Source organism: Pseudomonas sp. A-R-19, from assembly GCF_019956575.1.
Classification (GTDB): Bacteria; Pseudomonadota; Gammaproteobacteria; order Pseudomonadales; family Pseudomonadaceae; genus Aquipseudomonas.
In genome coordinates this window covers 78,747-93,514 of sequence record NZ_JAHBDR010000035.1, presented here as the reverse complement: position 1 = coordinate 93,514, position 14,768 = coordinate 78,747, and the positions used below count along the sequence as shown (strand labels likewise).

Here is a 14,768-nt window from a genome sequence, read left to right as displayed (position 1 = left end):
AGAGACGCGCAAAACCCTGTGGGAGCGGGCTTGCTCGCGAAGACGGAGTGTCAGTCACCACCATTGCTGAATGACAAACCGCTTTCGCGAGCAAGCCCACACAGGTTATGTATTTGTGTTTGTGTGTCCGAACACAGTCCCACAGGAGTTGATGCAGGACATGTAGAGGGATTTAAGGGTGGATTAAGTTACACAAGCTAACCTGATCTCACTTAAACGGATCACCCAAGGAAAGAAGCCCATGAAGACCCTGACTGCTTTGTTTACCGCTGCAACCCTGACGCTCACCGCGGGCCTGGCCCAGGCCGATGTCCGGGTCGATGAGATCCCGCAACTGGTCAAGGACGGCAAGATCAAGCCGCTGGAAGACCTGAACAAGATCGCGCTGGATCTGCACCCGGGTGCAACGATCACCAAAACCGAACTGGACAACCACTTCAACGGTTACGAGTACGAGATCGAGCTGCGTGACGCCAAGAACGTCGAGTGGGATGTGGACATCGATGCCTCCAATGGCAAGGTCCTGAAAAACAAACAGGACAAGTAATCCTGAAACACACAAAAGCCGCACGACTCAAAACTCGTGCGGCTTTTGTGCATTCTGGATTCAAGCGCTCAGGCGCGCCGTCACCTCGTTCAACTGACCCGACAAGCCATGCAGGTTGTTGCTGGCCGCTTCGGTGCGCTGCACGTTGTCCAGGTTGGTGCTGGCGATGCTGGTGATCTCGGTAAGATTGCGCGAGATGTCTTCGGCCACCGAAGTTTGCTCTTCAGCGGCAGTGGCGATTTGGCGGTTCATGTCGCGGATGGCTTCCACGGCCAGGGTGATGCGTTCGAGCATGGCGCCAGCCTCGGTCACTTGCTGCACGCTTTGTTCGCTGCGCGACTGACCGCTTTCAATGGCCTGGGCCGCTTCGATTGCACCGGTCTGCACGGTCTGGATGATCTGGTTGATCTCGATGATCGACGCCGCCGTGCGCTGGGCCAGGCTGCGCACTTCATCGGCCACCACCGCGAATCCGCGTCCGGCCTCACCGGCGCGGGCCGCTTCGATGGCCGCGTTGAGCGCCAGCAGGTTGGTCTGTTCGGCGATGCCGCGAATCACTTCCAGGACCTTGCCGATGCGCCCGCTGTCGGTTTCCAGTTGGCGGATGACCGTGGCGGTGTTGGCGATTTCGCCGCGCATCTGGGTGATGGTGTGGATAGTGCCCTGCATGACTTTTTCGCCCTGCTGGGCGGACTGGTCGGCATCATCGGCGGCCCGCGCCGCTTCGGCGGCATGACGGGCGACTTCCTGTGCCGTCGCGGACATTTCGTTCATCGCCGTGGCCACCTGATCGGTGCGGTTGAATTGCTCGTTGGTGCCGCCGGCCATCACGGTGGCTATCGAATTCAGCTCGCCGCTGGCACTGTCCAGGTCCGACGCGCTGCGTTGTAAACGGCTGAAGGTTTCGGCGAGGAAATCGCGCAGGGTATTGGCGGCCATTGCCAGTTTACCCAACTCGTCCTGGCGGGTGCTGGCCACGCGCTCGGCAATACGTCCTTGGCTGAGTTGCGCCACGTATTCGATCAGTTTGCGGATCGGCTCGACCAGATTGCGGTTGACCAGCCACAGGCTCAGCAGGCCGATCAGCCCCCCCGAAACCAGCATCACGACCAGCCCCAGCAACACCGTGCGATCGGCGCTGGCACTGATCAATGTCGATTGCTCGGCGCCCTGCTTGCGCAACTCACTGACCAGTTCGCTCATTTGATCGCTGGTGGCGCGGTCCACGCCCTTGACCGCCGTGTCGCCCGCCGTCGGATCACCACCGGCGGCCACGAACGCGTCCCGACCCTTCTGATAGGCCGCACCCAACTGGCGATGTTCGTCACGCAAGCGCTCGATGCGGTTCTTGAGTTGCGGCTCGATGCCCTTCTGCGCGGCCAGTTCGCCGAGAATGTTTTGCACATCGCGCTGACGGTCTTCGAATTGCCCCCAGTACTTGCTCAAATCCGCCGGTTGCTTGCCGCGCAACAAGACGTTTTTCCACTCCTGTACCTGCACCTTGAATTGCAGGTTGGCTTCATCGATCAATTGCGAGGTATGCAGCGGGCCTTCGATCAGATTGGCGTAGTTCTGCACGCCGCTGGACAGGAAGTGAAAGCACGCCAGGGCGATCAACAGCATCGCCAGCAGGCTGCCGCTCAGCAGGGCGAGAATTTGCGCTCTCAGGGACTTTTGCAAAAGCATCGGAGGGTACTCATGACAGGAATGAGGCACGCCCGGTAAGGCGTGAAAGGTGTCCGGACATCCCTGTCTGCGGTCCCGGCTGATCGCCGGCGGCGCGCAACTTAACCCAAGCGTGATCGGCGTGCCAGAGCGGTTCTTGAGAAAATCCCGACCGCCGGTAGAGCAATCGTTTTAGTTTTTTTCCCGTCACAAAAACGTCATCTCGCCTTGCGATCATGCCGCTCAAGTGAACCTGTAAAACACGCGACAGGCGCCTCCCCTTGCGAGTCCTCATGAACCACAGCATCGATCAAAGCCATCGCGACACGGATCTGTTCGGCCTGCTCTACGGTTTCAGCTTTCGCCCCGGTGAACCCGGTCGGGAAATCAACTCGGCCGAGGCCTTGCACTATCTGCGACAACCAGAGAGCGACGAGCAATTTCTCTGGCTACATCTGAACCTCGCACATGCCGCGTGCGAACGCTGGATGAAAAGTCATCTGGAATTGCCCGAGGAGTTTTTCGAGGCACTGCACGAAGGCTCGCGTTCGACGCGCATCGAGCATGTCGATTCGGCGCTGCTGGCGGTGGTCAACGACGTGGTGTTCAACCTCAGCAACATGGTCTCGTCGGATGTTTCGACGCTGTGGGTGTGCGCCCGCAGTCGGCTGATCATCAGTGCCCGTCTGCAACCCCTGCACTCGGTGGACAAATTGCGCTCCTCGGTGAAGGCCCGGGAATGCTTTCGCTCCCCGCTGGAGCTGCTGGTGCATTTGCTGCGCGACCAGGGTGAAGTGCTGACCCAGATCGTGCGCAAGACCAGCCAGAGCGTGGACCTGATCGAAGACCAACTGCTGTCCTCGCGGCTGTCGACCAACCGCGCCGAACTGGGCGCCAATCGCCGGGTGCTGGTGCGTTTGCAACGGTTGCTGGCACTGGAGCCCGGCTCATTGCTGCGCCTGCTCAACCGGCCGCCACAATGGCTGCAAAAGGAAGACGTCAAGGAGCTGCGCAAATCCACCGAAGAGTTTGCGCTGATCATCAACGACCTCACGGCACTGGGTGAGCGTATCAAGCTGTTGCAGGAAGAGATCGCCGCCAACATCAACGAACAGACCAACCGCACGCTGTTCACCCTGACGGTGGTGACGGTGCTGGCGCTGCCGATCAACATCATTGCCGGCTTCTTCGGCATGAACGTCGGCGGCATTCCGCTGGCCGGTGATCCGGAGGGTTTCTGGATCCTGGTCGCGCTGGTCGCGACCTTTACCGTGATTGCCGGGCGTTGGGCGTTTCGCAAGCAGCGGGATTACTGAACTCACATGAAACCCTGTGGGAGCGGGCTTGCTCGCGAAGGCGTCAGGCCAGTCAATATCAATGTTGAATGACACACCGTCTTCGCGAGCAAGCCCGCTCCCACAAGGTTCAAGGTTCACCTCCACAGACCGATGACTTCAGATCAGCGGCCCTGCAAAAAACCCAAACACTGACCCAGAGCACTCTCCCTGTAACAATTGGCAACGATTATCACTGATACACCTCCCTCCTCAGGAATGTCCGTGATGGCTACGCCCTCCTTCACCGCCGCCCCGGCACCGGCCAGTAGCGCCAAACCGCAATTCGACAAGAAACCCGGCCTGATCACCATCGTGGTGTTTGTTGCAGTGCTGGCCATCGGCTTGTTGTTTACCGCCTACAGCCTGATGCACGACATGAACGAACTCGGCACGGTGGTCACCACCTGGACGCCATTCCTGTTGCTGGGCGTGGCGCTTTTGATTGCCCTGGGCTTCGAGTTCGTCAACGGCTTCCATGACACCGCCAACGCGGTGGCCACGGTGATTTACACCCACTCGCTGCCGCCGAATGTTGCGGTGGTCTGGTCGGGCTTTTTCAACTTCCTCGGGGTGCTGCTGTCCAGCGGCGCGGTGGCGTTCGGCATCATCGCCCTGCTGCCGGTGGAGCTGATCCTGCAAGTCGGCTCGTCCGCCGGTTTTGCGATGATCTTCGCCCTGCTGATCGCCGCGATCCTGTGGAACCTCGGCACCTGGTGGCTGGGCCTGCCGGCCTCGTCATCGCACACCCTGATCGGCTCGATCATCGGCGTCGGCGTGGCCAACGCCCTGATGCACGGCCGCGACGGCACCAGCGGCGTGGACTGGGCGCAAGCCACCAAGATCGGCTACGCACTGCTGCTCTCGCCCCTGGTCGGCTTTGGCTGTGCCGCGCTGCTGTTGCTGGCCCTGCGCGCGTTCGTCAAGAATCGTGCGCTGTACAAGGAGCCCAAGGGCGAGACCCCGCCGCCATGGTGGATTCGCGGCCTGCTGATCCTGACTTGCACCGGTGTGTCGTTTGCCCACGGTTCGAACGACGGCCAGAAAGGCATGGGCCTGATCATGCTGATTCTGGTGGGTACCCTGCCAATGGCGTACGCATTGAACCGCACCATGCCGGCCGATCAGGCCTTGCAGTTCGCGGCGGTGGCCGAAGTCACCCAGCAAGCGTTGGTCAAGGCCGCGCCGCTGCCAGCGCCAGCCGACCCGCGCCCGGTGCTGTCCGAATACGTGCGCAGCAAGGAAGCGACTCCGCAACTGGTGCCGGCGCTGGCCGCACTGACCGGCAGCATCGGCGCCGAGGTCAAGGGTTACGGTTCGCTGTCGAAAGTCCCGGCCGAGGCCGTGGGCAACGTGCGTAACGACATGTACCTGACCAGCGAAACCATTCGCCTGATGGACAAGAACAAGGTCGGCAACTTCGATGCCGACACCAGCGGCAAGCTGCAACTGTTCAAGCAACAGATCGACAACTCCACGCGCTTCATTCCACTGTGGGTGAAGATCGCCGTGGCCATCGCCCTGGGCCTTGGCACCATGGTCGGCTGGAAGCGCATCGTGGTGACCGTCGGCGAGAAAATCGGCAAGACCCACCTCACCTACGCCCAGGGCGCCTCGGCAGAAACCGTGGCGATGCTGACCATCGGCGCCGCCGACATGTTCGGCCTGCCAGTGTCGACCACCCACGTGCTGTCTTCGGGCGTGGCCGGGACCATGGTCGCCAACGGTGGCGGCCTGCAGATGAAGACCATCCGCAACCTGTTGATGGCCTGGGTATTGACCTTGCCGGCGGCGATCCTGCTGTCGGGCAGTTTGTACTGGTTGTTCACGCAGTTGTTCTAAATGTGGGAGCGGGCTTGCTCGCGAAAGCGCTTTATCATTCAGCATTGATGTTGACTGACACTCCGTCTTCGCGAGCAAGCCCGCTCCCACATAAAGCCTGGCCTCAGACTTCTGAACGAATCACCTCCCCCAACCAATCCATGAACACCCTCACCCGCAACGGCAAATGCCGTTGCCGGGCATAGAGCAGCGACGCCTCCATGGACGGCGCGTTGAACGCCGGCAACACCTCGACCAATTCACCGCTTTGCAGGTATTGCTGCATACCCATCCTCGGCGCCTGGATCAGGCCGAAACCACCCAGGCAGGCGGCCTCGTAGGCATCGGTGCTGTTGACCGTGACACTGCCGGCCATCGGCAGTCGCTGCACCTGCCCCTTGTCGACATACACAAACCCTTCCGAACGCCCGCCCAGCACGCCGACGTAGTGCACCAGTCGATGCTGTGCCAGATCGTCCAGCCGCTCCGGCACGCCGTATCGCTGCAAATACGCCGGGCTGGCACAGTTGACCATGGTGAAGTCACACAGGTGTCGCGCCACCACCGATTGATCGGGTTGGGCGCCGATGCGCAGCACGCAATCAAAGCCTTCGGCGAGTAGATCGACCCGGCGGTCGGTGCTGCTGATTTCCAGTTCAAGCAAGGGGTGTTGCGTCATGAACTGCGGCAAACGTGGCATCACCACGCGACGAGCAAGAATGTTCGGCAGGTCGATGCGAATCCGCCCGACCAGCGACGCCTCGTCCTGGCGAAACAATCCCTCGATTTCGTCCATGTGCGACAGCAGGTCCTTGCTGCGCTCGTACAACACCAGGCCATCCTGGGTCGCCTGTACTTTGCGCGTGGTGCGTTGCAATAGCCGGGTGCCGAGCAATGCCTCCAGAGCCTGCACATGCTCGGAGACCGTTGAACGAGGCAGGCCCAGGCTCTCTCCGGCCAGGGTGAAACTGGACATCTCGCTGACTCGGACAAAGGTGCGCAACAGTTCCAGTTTGTTCATCAGCTTGCTCTTTATTGTTCGGTTTATCCGACCAGTGATTCCGATTTCACTCTGTTTATCACCACCAAGCGGATAAATAAACTTCCTCACATCAACCGCCCACTGCACCTGAGGAAGTCCCATGAACCGTAAAATCGCACTGATCACCGGCGCCAGCCGCGGCCTCGGCAAAAACGCAGCCCTGCATCTGGTCGCCCAAGGCATCGACATCATCGGCACCTACAACAGCCGCGCCGATGAGGCGCAGGCACTGGTGGCCGAGATCGAAAGCCTGGGCGGTCGCGCCGTCATGCTGCAACTGGACGTTGCCCGGAGTGACAGCTTCAGCGCCTTCGCCAGCGAAGTGACAAAGATCTTGCAGAGCCACTTCCAGCGCGAGCGCTTCGATTTTCTGGTCAACAACGCCGGGATCGGCCTGCACGCCAACTTCGTCGACACCACCGTCGAACAGTTTGACCTGTTGGTGAACATCCAATTGAAGGGACCGTTCTTCCTCACGCAGGCGCTGCTGCCATTGCTTAATGACGGCGGGCGCATCGTCAACATTTCCAGCGGCCTGGCCCGCTTCAGCCTGCCGGGTCACAGCGCCTACGCGGCGATGAAAGGTGCGATGGAAGTGCTGACCCGCTACCAGGCCAAGGAACTCGGCGCGCGCAACATCACAGTGAACATCCTGGCACCGGGCGCGATCGAAACCGATTTCGGCGGCGGCGCCGTGCGCGACAACCCCGACCTGAACACGCTGGTGGCGAACAACACCGCCTTGGGTCGCGCCGGATTGCCGGATGACATCGGCGCCGCGATTGCACTGCTGCTGGCGCCGGGCAGCCAGTGGATCACTGGCCAGCGCATCGAGGCTTCGGGGGGGATGTTTCTGTAAGGCTTAATGCTGAACAACTGGCAGGACACAATACTTGTGGCGAGGGGGCTTGCCCCCGTTGGAGTGCGAAGCGCTCCCCAGCTTTGCGGCTGCTTCGCAGCCGAACGGGGGCAAGCCCCCTCGCCACAAAAACACGACTCAGCAAACCTGGCGCACGACCATCCGCTCGCGAACCACGTCATACACCCAGTGGTAGATGTAGGTGTACGGCAGGAAGAACAGCAACACACCGATATCCAGAAGGAACGCCTGCCACAGGCTGACATTCAGCCACCAGGCGATCAGTGGCACGCCAAGAGCGACCAGTCCGCCTTCGAACAACAGCGCATGCACCACCCGGACCCAGGCGTTGTGTGCGATGGCGAGGCGCTTGAGCGCCCGGTCGAACAGACCGTTGAAGACCACGTTCCAGGCCAGGGCCAGGCCGGCGATGAGGACGGTGACCATGCCCATTTCCAGCATCGGTTTCTTCATGATCCAGGCCAGCAACGGGGTACAGATCAGGATGGCCAGCAGTTCGAAACCGATGGCTTGGAAAATACGTTCAGTAATGGATTTGTTGGCGCTCATGGCCGAACTCCCTTGAGTGACTGTGTGGTTGCCATGATCCTTCATCACACCGATACTTCATAACCAATAACCATCGATCAAGGCGATAGTTCATGGCTTCTCACGAAGTGTTGCTGGCGTTTGTCGAAGCGGCAACCCAAGGCTCGTTTTCCGCCGCGGCGCGCAAGCTGGGCCGCAGCCAGTCGACCATCAGCGCGGCGGTGGCCAGCCTGGAAATCGATCTCAACCTGACCCTATTCGACCGCAGCAGCCGCAAGCCCGGGCTGACCCCGGCCGGGCGCGTCATGCTGCAACGGGCCGAAGAAATCCTGGCCGCCACCAGTCGCCTGGAGATGACCGCCAGCCAACTGTCCCAAGGGGTGGAAGCGAAGCTGACGGTGGCGCTGTCCGATACCTATCAGTCGGACCGCTTCGAAGCCGCCCTCGGTGCCTTCGAGCAACGTTATCCCGACCTGGAACTCGAATGCCTGATCGCCGAATGCGATGACCTGGTGTCCCTGGTGCAAAGCGGCCGGGCGCAGATTGCCTTCGCCGAAATGCAGGACAGTTACCCACCGGACCTGGTCAGTTCGACAGTGGACGAGCGCACCGAAATTGCCTTGTTCGTGTCCCCGGCACATCCGTTGGCGACGCTGGACTACGTCGATCAGGACGTGCTGCAACAGCACCGCGAACTGCGCCTGGCCACCATCATCAATCCCTATGAAAGTCGCGCGAAAGGCCGCGTCTGGTCGGCGCCGAGTTATCTGATGCTGCTGGAAATGGCCCAGGGCGGATTCGGCTGGGCGCCGTTGCCGCGCTGGCTGGTCGAACGGTTTGGGCCTGGCACGTTGCAGGAGCTGGTGGTGCGTGGCTGGCCGAAAACGGTGTCGGTGGATGCGTTGTGGTCGCGGCTCAATCCGCCGGGGCCGGCGGGGAGTTGGTTGCTGGGCAAGATGCTGGAATAGCGGCGCGGCCATTCGCGAGCAAGCCCGCTCCCACAGGTTCAATGTGATCCCTGTGGGAGCGGGCTTGCTCGCGAAGAGGCCAGTGAAATCACATCAATCCAGTGCCTTGAGTCGCTCCTCGATAAAGCGCCGCTCCGGCTCTTGCCGGGTCAGCTCCAGTGCCCGCTCCCACGCCGTCCGCGCCTCTTGCTTGCGGCCCAGTTGTCGACAAAACTCCGCCCGCGCCGAATACGCCAGGTGGTAGTCGAGCAGTTCTCCCCGCTGCAGAATGGCATCGACCAATGTCAGGCCCGCCAGTGGACCATCGCGTTGCGAAATCGCCGCCGCGCGGTTCAACTCGATCACTGGCGACGGCACCGCCCGCAGCAGCACGTCATACAGACCGACAATCTGCGGCCAATCGGTTTCCCCCGTCGTCGGGGCTTCGGCGTGCACCGCCGCGATGGCCGCTTGCAGGCAATAGGGTCCGAAGCGCCCCATGGTCAGCGCCTGTTCGATCAGCGCGCAGCCTTCAGTGATCAACCCGGCGTCCCACAGCGAGCGGTCCTGTTCGTCCAGCACAATCAGCTCGCCACTCGCCGAGGTCCTGGCCGGGCGTCGTGACTCGTGCAGCAGCATCAACGCCAGCAAACCCTTCACCTCTGGCTCCGGCAGCAGTTCCACCAGCAACCGGCCGAGACGGATCGCTTCGCGGGTCAAATCCTCGCGGATCAGTTCGGCGCCGATGGACGCCGAATACCCCTCGTTGAACACCAGGTAAATCACCCGCAATACGCTGTCCAGACGCTCGGGCAACTCTGCCAGCGTCGGTACTTGATAGGGGATTTTCGCGTCGCGGATCTTCGCCTTGGCGCGCACGATACGCTGGGCGATGGTGGCCGGGGCCGAGAGGAAGGCCCGGGCGATTTCTTCCGTGGTCAGGTCGCAGACTTCGCGCAGCGTCAGCGGCACTTGCGCGTCCGCCGCCAGGGCCGGGTGGCAGCAAGTGAAGATCAGCCGCAGGCGATCGTCTTCCACGTCTTCATCACTCCAGTCTGCCTGTTCCAGTTCCTCCAGTTGCGCGATCAGCAAGGGCTGCGACGCAGCAAAACGTGCGCGCCGACGCAAGGCATCGATGGCCTTGAAACGCCCGGTGGACACCAGCCAGGCCCGAGGATTGCCGGGCACGCCGTCACGCTGCCAGCGTTCGACCGCGACGAAAAACGCCTCGTGCAAGGCCTCTTCGGCGAGGTCGAAATCCCCCAGCAAGCGAATCAGGGTCGCGAGAATCCGCCGCGAGTCTTCGCGATAGACCCGCTCGACCTGCGCCTGAACCGGCAGCCCCGGCATCTTAAGGATTCAACTGCCGAACGGGGCGCACTTCGACACTGCCGACCCGGGCCGCCGGAATGTTCCCGGCGACCTGGATGGCTTCGTTGAGGTCCTTGGCATCGATCAAATAAAAACCGGCCAACTGCTCCTTGGTTTCGGCGAATGGCCCGTCAGTGATCGACATCTTGCCGTTGCGCATGCGTACCGTGGTAGCGGTCTGCACCGACTCCAGCGCCTCGGCGGCGACCATCCGGCCACTGCCCTGGATCGACTCGGCATAGGCCATGCACTCTTCGTCCTTCGGGCTTTCCGGCAGCGAATGCAGCAGGTGCTCATCGCTGTAGACCAAGCATAAATACTTCATGAACGTCTCCTGACTCGAACGGATCAACTATGGCCGTGGAATGATCATTTGGCGCGGCGCCCCGACAAATAACATCGATCAGGGCTTCAGATCGAACAGGACGGTGCCACTCATCATGTCAAACGGCGCCGACCAGTGCTCATGGACGATCCGCCACAACCCGTCTTCCTGGCGATAGCATGCGCTGCCGCGCATCCAGCAGGCCTGGGTCTCGCCCTTGTCGTTGGTGCCGCCGCAATGGGCCAGCCAGTGGGCGAAGGCGATCTCCTGGGAGGCCTCGATGCGGATGTCATGGAAGTCGAAAATGTGCGGGCCGGGACACATTTTCATGCAATCTTCCCAATGCGCGCGGTACGCCTCCTTGCCCTTGAATTGCAAGGCCTTGACCGCGTCGAAGGAGACGATGTCGTCGGCATACAGGGTCATGATTTTATCCACGTCCTTGGCCATCATGGCCTGACGGTAGGTTTCGATCAGTTTCTGGATCTGGGTGTGCGAGTTCATGGTGGTTCTCCGTGGTTTTTATTGGAAGACACCCTTAGTCGTCTGGCGATCCGGCGAATCGACAGGTGAAATAAAAATAATCCAAACAGGCAAACTCGCTAGAATCCGAGGCTCATTTGTGATGGAAAAAGGACACTCCCGTGACAGCCCGACTCGTGCCTTATGAAAGCCTGAATGCGCTGCAGCGCCAGCAGGTCGAGGCCATTGAAGTACATCCGGAACAGGTCAGGTTCTCCGGCGACATTCACGGTGCATTGCATTCTCTGCTGTCCAAGCCAGGCCCGGGGGTCAAAGGATTTGCCCTGTTGGTCGAGGACACTCCCGTGGCGTTCCTGCTGCTCAAGCGCCCGCCCGTTCTGCCCGCCTGGGCCGATGAACACAGCGCAACGCTGCATGCGCTGCAAGTCGATCAACGGTCCCAGGGCAAAGGTTACGGCAAGGCGTGCCTGCAAGCGCTGCCCGAGGCGGCGCGTTTGGCCTGGCCGGAGATCAAGGGGCTGGAGTTGTCGGTGGATGCGGACAACGAGGCTGCCATCACCCTGTACGCCAGGTTTGGCTTTGTCGACAGCGGCGAAGCGTACAAGGGCCGGATCGGCTATGAGCGGCGGATGGGATTGTTTTTCTAAATCGTCGAAGGAACAACAATGATTAATCAATCGAAGCACGGAAAGCCATTTACGACCTCCCCCACAAACGAGCACTGTGCAAACAGATCAGCTTTCTCAACTAGGACTATCAGGCGATGGTCCGCGCCTCGCTGCTGGTGATCAGTTCGGTGGGCGTCGACAGTCTCAACAGCTCGCCAAGCGGCAATAACCCAGGATTTGAACGAATAACGAATAATGCACGAACGCTTCCTCGCCTTACCGGATCGAGCGTACGGTGATGCTGATGACGGTGGAGACGGCGTATCACAAACATTTTAATGATTGGAAGTTCGATGCCGAGACTTACAACCGCGAAACACCGAGGCTGGTGAGGAACAGTCTTTACTGACACAACAGCTCCACGCTACTCCTACAAAGCCTTGCGAATTATTCTGTAGGAGAATTCCCCATCCAAAAAAAGACAATTCCTTCTCTAAAAAGTCGTCCTCCTGTCAAAGCCTGTAAGGCACTTCTGATTTTACCCTTAAGTATTGACGAGCATTTCTGATCAAAACTATGGTTTAGACACGACCGCTGCCACCACAAAAACAACTCACTCACTAAACCCCAACAAAAAACACTATTCAAAGTTAAGGATTATAGACGCTGCTAACCATAGCATTCCAAGCACTCGACATTATTCAAGGAGCGACACCCAATGACCGTCCTGATAAAAACCTCGCAAGCAAAAATATCTGACACCGAAATAACAATACTAGATGGGAAAATTTCGATTCCGAAAGACTACCTCCGCCAAAAGGCATTTTTAGACGACACGAGTGCACTCATCGTTTCCGGTTCTTTAATTGAAGGAATTGGCAGCATACATTCCGACATCGACTGTATCATTCTTTGCGATCAACGTCCCAAAGCACATAGCATTAAAGGAATTGAACACGCCTTTGTGACCGACATAAATTATCGGCACATAACTCAAGAGGAGGAAGTACACAATACAACCGACTTCTACGGCGAAACCAGCATTCACATTGACGCTGACTACATAACATTTTCAGAGATAGAAGGGATATTTGAAAAAATAGAAATTGCATTTGAAGAAATATCTTCTGACCAGCGTTTTCTCTACGCCCCAATTTTGACCAACACAGAAAACAATGTTATCCACAGATCAATTATTGGGCACGCACTGAAAAACGAAGAAAGATTTAACGATTTAAAATCAAGAATACCTCTGGAAAAACATATCTACGTAGCTCACCGCGAAAAGCTTCCTGTTTTTTACGCATTTCAGGATGTTCAAGGTTGCTGGCAATCAGGAAACCTCTGGATGGGGTGTGAGATCGTCCGTGACATGATGTTAAAAACAACAATGAGTTTCACCTACCTTACTGGTACGACAAACAAGCATTACAAGTGGGTTTATTCAAACATGTATCGTGTCGAAGGCTTTGATGAAATAAAAAATAGATTCTTTGTTTTAGCCAGACAGGGCGCAACTACAGAAACAGAATGTAGATCATACATTGAAGAAACACTCAAATATATTGACTTGGTATTTCTGGCAATTGAATCTCTTCTAAAAAAGTCAAAAAATTATCCACCGTCAGAAAAATCGCTCATTGCACTTAATAATGAATTTAACGAACGAAAGCAAACCAAACACAAAGCTTCGATGTGCGAGTACCACTTCAGAAAAAAATATTTCGCTGCAACAGGAACACCTCCCTTAGTAAGCCTACTAAAAGAGTGGGATTAATTTAATCAACCTTCAAAGTTAACCTATTTTTGGTATTTTTATCGGCGGTCTATGTATGGAAGTTTTCCGAATAGCCATTCCGCTCATTATTTCCAGACTAGGTGATTTGACAGCCTCATTAATCTACTTCTCTTTTGTTGGCCACTTTATAGTAAATTCACTTAGCTCCGCATCGTTTGCTCTGGCATCAATTTCGTTCCTAACAGTCGTTGGTTTCGGTTTCTTTTCAACAACACTACTGAAATTGGCAGGGTCATGCGATTTAAACACAAGCAAAATAGAGTCAGAAATAGTTATCTCGATAAGACTTGCCATCTTATTTGGGACCCTTATCATAGGTGCAATACTTTTTTTAGCCACAATCACACTCGACTCAGTCGTAGACCCAAGTCAAACAGAGGAACTCAAAGCACTACTAACGCTTTCACTCTCAATGCCTGCCGTATATCTGCAGATAACAATTTTCAATTTTTTCAACGGAATCAATAAACCGCAATACGAGGTTATATTTACATGGACATTCAACCTCTCCCTCTTTTTAGCCTGCACCATCCTAATCGCTACAGAGTTAGAAATAAATTTATCCAAATTCACCCTAATATACTCTTGCTTACGATGCGTTTTTTCTGCTCTAGCGTTATTATTTTTCAATCTAAAAATACAGCAATATATTGATAACTTTCTACACATCAGATACATCCCCAAAAAAGAATATTTTAATTACTCGATTCGAGGCATCCCTATCGCATTGTGTCTTGGCGGTGAAAGCTTTCTCTTCTTTATACTTTCTATAATCTCAAAAAACTTAAGCGATAGCAGTTTATCCGCATACCAGGCATCTCTCCACTTCATTAGCGTCATATATATGATTTCTATTGGAGTGGGAAACGCAACGGGGATAGTCACAGCACGCTATTACGCCACACTAGATATAAAATCGGTCATAAAAACCTATACTCAAGGAATAACTCTTGGACTAGCAATATTAACACCAATTTTATTTGGCTGTTATTTCCTAAAGGAAAATATATCAATAATCTATACATCAGACGCGCCTACCAGGAGATTAATTGAAAACAATATTCACATATCGATTCCTTTCTTAGTATTTGAATTTGTTTATGTTGTAACCCGGATGACATTGAGGAGCATGGAAGACATCTGGGTTCCCACGCTGCTTACCATACTGACACTAAATATTCTCGGCATAGCTTTTTCAGTCTCCCTGCTAATACTTTACGATTACACAGTCCATTCCATATTTTTAGCTTTAGTGCTTTGTTCCCTCACCCTAATGTTGTTTCTTTTTTGGCGACTGAAATCAATATCAAAAAAACGAATCGCAGCAACAGACCTACAAAATAAACTTAAACCATTAAGAACAAAACACGAACAGAGAAACAAGTTAAACCCATAACACTTCCATTTCGTGAGAGTCAA

General features: G+C 56.5%; 14 protein-coding genes. 8 read left to right on the top strand and 6 right to left on the bottom strand.

Going from position 1 to position 14,768, the window contains the following annotated elements; translation table 11 throughout:
- The first annotated feature begins 241 nt into the window (after positions 1-241).
- Positions 242-547, top strand: coding sequence for a PepSY domain-containing protein (locus KGA88_RS05095; RefSeq protein ID WP_007974512.1), 306 nt, complete (start codon positions 242-244; stop codon positions 545-547).
- A gap of 60 nt (positions 548-607) precedes the next feature.
- Here the strand turns inward: KGA88_RS05095 and KGA88_RS05090 are convergent, their stop codons facing one another.
- Entirely contained in the window at positions 608-2,233 is a 1,626-nt protein-coding gene (locus KGA88_RS05090) for a methyl-accepting chemotaxis protein (RefSeq protein ID WP_110660762.1), read from the bottom strand.
- Positions 2,234-2,505: 272 nt separating this feature from the next.
- Between KGA88_RS05090 and KGA88_RS05085 the strand changes: the two genes are divergently transcribed.
- Positions 2,506-3,528, top strand: a complete 1,023-nt coding sequence (locus tag KGA88_RS05085; protein ID WP_223589399.1) for a transporter — start codon at positions 2,506-2,508, stop codon at positions 3,526-3,528.
- 246 nt (positions 3,529-3,774) lie between these two features.
- The gene (locus KGA88_RS05075) at positions 3,775-5,388 is read left to right on the top strand and encodes an inorganic phosphate transporter (RefSeq protein ID WP_223589397.1); all 1,614 of its coding nucleotides are present in this window, start codon (positions 3,775-3,777) and stop codon (positions 5,386-5,388) included.
- Between the two features lie 103 nt (positions 5,389-5,491).
- On the opposite strand, the gene KGA88_RS05070 is transcribed toward KGA88_RS05075, so the two are convergent.
- Positions 5,492-6,388 carry a LysR family transcriptional regulator gene (locus KGA88_RS05070; protein WP_223589395.1) on the bottom strand — a complete coding sequence of 299 codons (897 nt, stop codon included), beginning with the start codon at positions 6,386-6,388 and terminating at the stop codon, positions 5,492-5,494.
- A 121-nt stretch (positions 6,389-6,509) separates the two neighbouring features.
- Here KGA88_RS05070 and KGA88_RS05065 point away from each other — a divergent pair, with 121 nt between their 5' ends.
- The gene (locus KGA88_RS05065) at positions 6,510-7,268 is read left to right on the top strand and encodes an SDR family NAD(P)-dependent oxidoreductase (protein WP_223589393.1); all 759 of its coding nucleotides are present in this window, start codon (positions 6,510-6,512) and stop codon (positions 7,266-7,268) included.
- 138 nt (positions 7,269-7,406) lie between these two features.
- Here KGA88_RS05065 and KGA88_RS05060 read toward each other — a convergent pair whose 3' ends face one another.
- On the bottom strand, positions 7,407-7,838 hold the full coding sequence (locus KGA88_RS05060) for a multidrug/biocide efflux PACE transporter (RefSeq protein WP_223589391.1): 432 nt from the start codon (positions 7,836-7,838) through the stop codon (positions 7,407-7,409).
- A 92-nt stretch (positions 7,839-7,930) separates the two neighbouring features.
- Between KGA88_RS05060 and KGA88_RS05055 the strand changes: the two genes are divergently transcribed.
- On the top strand, positions 7,931-8,785 hold the full coding sequence (locus KGA88_RS05055) for a LysR family transcriptional regulator (protein WP_110662187.1): 855 nt from the start codon (positions 7,931-7,933) through the stop codon (positions 8,783-8,785).
- A gap of 93 nt (positions 8,786-8,878) precedes the next feature.
- Here KGA88_RS05055 and KGA88_RS05050 read toward each other — a convergent pair whose 3' ends face one another.
- The 3 genes from KGA88_RS05050 to KGA88_RS05040 form a co-directional block, all read right to left on the bottom strand.
- Positions 8,879-10,114 (bottom strand): RNA polymerase sigma factor, encoded by a 1,236-nt coding sequence (locus KGA88_RS05050; protein WP_223589389.1) that lies wholly within the window; start codon positions 10,112-10,114, stop codon positions 8,879-8,881.
- A gap of 1 nt (position 10,115) precedes the next feature.
- Complete coding sequence (locus KGA88_RS05045) at positions 10,116-10,460, bottom strand: YciI family protein (RefSeq protein WP_015096538.1); 345 nt, start codon at positions 10,458-10,460, stop codon at positions 10,116-10,118.
- A 78-nt stretch (positions 10,461-10,538) separates the two neighbouring features.
- The gene (locus tag KGA88_RS05040; protein ID WP_223589387.1) at positions 10,539-10,964 is read right to left on the bottom strand and encodes a YybH family protein; all 426 of its coding nucleotides are present in this window, start codon (positions 10,962-10,964) and stop codon (positions 10,539-10,541) included.
- A 140-nt stretch (positions 10,965-11,104) separates the two neighbouring features.
- On the opposite strand from KGA88_RS05040, the gene KGA88_RS05035 reads away from it, so the two are divergent.
- The 3 genes from KGA88_RS05035 (at position 11,105) to KGA88_RS05025 (ending at position 14,745) form a co-directional block, all read left to right on the top strand.
- Positions 11,105-11,590, top strand: coding sequence for a GNAT family N-acetyltransferase (locus KGA88_RS05035; protein WP_223589384.1), 486 nt, complete (start codon positions 11,105-11,107; stop codon positions 11,588-11,590).
- A 679-nt stretch (positions 11,591-12,269) separates the two neighbouring features.
- Positions 12,270-13,328, top strand: a complete 1,059-nt coding sequence (locus tag KGA88_RS05030) for a hypothetical protein (RefSeq protein ID WP_223589381.1) — start codon at positions 12,270-12,272, stop codon at positions 13,326-13,328.
- 55 nt (positions 13,329-13,383) lie between these two features.
- Entirely contained in the window at positions 13,384-14,745 is a 1,362-nt protein-coding gene (locus KGA88_RS05025) for an MATE family efflux transporter (protein ID WP_223589378.1), read from the top strand.
- Positions 14,746-14,768 lie beyond the last annotated feature (23 nt).